The sequence below is a fragment of the Fulvivirga aurantia genome (assembly GCF_009711475.1).
In the GTDB taxonomy this organism is placed as follows: Bacteria; Bacteroidota; Bacteroidia; order Cytophagales; family Cyclobacteriaceae; genus Fulvivirga; species Fulvivirga aurantia.
In genome coordinates, this window is sequence record NZ_SMMD01000263.1 from 1 (window position 1) to 1389 (window position 1389).

At 40.1% G+C, this 1389-nt stretch carries 2 protein-coding genes; both read right to left on the reverse strand.

What is annotated here, in order from left to right; all coding sequences use genetic code 11:
- Positions 1-342, reverse strand: a 342-nt coding sequence (locus E1176_RS00980) for a stage II sporulation protein M (RefSeq protein ID WP_484494451.1), incomplete at its 3' end; no start/stop codon positions are given.
- A gap of 11 nt (positions 343-353) precedes the next feature.
- The coding region (locus tag E1176_RS00985; RefSeq protein WP_155208724.1) for a dipeptidase at positions 354-1389 on the reverse strand (1036 nt) is incomplete at its 5' end.

Consider the following 1389-nt stretch of genomic DNA (forward strand, 5'->3'; position numbering starts at 1 on the left):
ACCGATAAGAATAGCTACAGAGAATACGATGAAGGCATATAAAAGCTGTTTATGAGCACTGTAAAAGAGATGAGGCACCTCGTATTTCCAAAAAGAAACAAAACGCTTTTTGTCTTCTTTTTTATTCTTGTAAATGTTTAAATGAATTTTTGACGCCAGATTATTTAAGTAGACTGTGGTTTCACTTTCAGGATACTGTGTACGGGAAAATGACAAGTCATCAGTTACTTGAATAAAAAGATCGGCAAGTTTGTCTGGAGGAGCTACTTTTTCATTTTTAAGCAGCTCCTCAAACTCTTGCCAGCGCGAATAATTCTGTTTTACAAAGGCCGCCTCTCTCATAGCCGGTAAGTTTACATGTTTTGGCTAGCTTGAGCTACTTCTTCTACTTTATTCCACACGCGGAACACATTTTTATAGCATATTTTCTCAATATCCTCTTCTGTGTAGCCTCGTTTTAGCAATTCATAAATGAGGTTGGGGTATTGAGAAACATCCTTTAGACCTTCTGGTAATGAATCTCCGACACCATCGTAATCAGAGCCAAGGCCTACATGATCGATACCCGCCAGCTCTACTACGCGGTCGATATGGTCGGCTACTTTTTCTATATTACTATAAAAAGGATTGGTCTTGTAATACTCTGCCATGTAAGCCTGAGCAGCCGAGTCTTCGCGGCTAAGGTTATTTTCTTTTAAATAGTCGTTGATGTGCGATCTCACTTCCTGAGATTTTATATCTAAGAAGGTAGACCCGAAGTTAATTTGTATAACACCACCTTTCTCACCTAGAAGCTTGATCATGTCGTCTCCCATGTTGCGCTCAAACCCTGGTGTGAAGTGCCTACAAGAAGAGTGAGAAGCAATTGCAGGTGCTTTTGAAATTTCCATTACCTGATAAAAAGTACTGTCAGATATGTGGGAAACATCCACCATAATACCCACCTTGTTCATTTCAGCTACTACGTCTCTACCAAAAGGACTTAGACCGTTCCAGGTACGGGTTGTGTCATAAGAGGAGTCACAAATCTGGTTATCTTTAGAGTGTGTAAGGGTAATGTATCTGATGCCTCTTTCATGAAAGTACTTTACATTACTTAGATCATCTTCAATAGGAGCACCATTTTCCATACCCATTGGTAAAGAAATCTTTTTTGCCTCAAAGTTAGCCTGTACCTCCTTTGGGCTTTTGGCAAGCGCAAATTTGTCTGGGTGAGCCTCAACTATACCCTCAACTAACATAATAAGCGTATCTGCAATTTCTTTGGCACCACCAGTTTCCTGGTATCTGGCAGGGATGTAAATCGACATAAACGGAGCATCAAGACCTCCCTCTACAGCTCTTTCGTAGTCAAAATCACCATCTTCAGTGCTTATTAATATGTCTTTA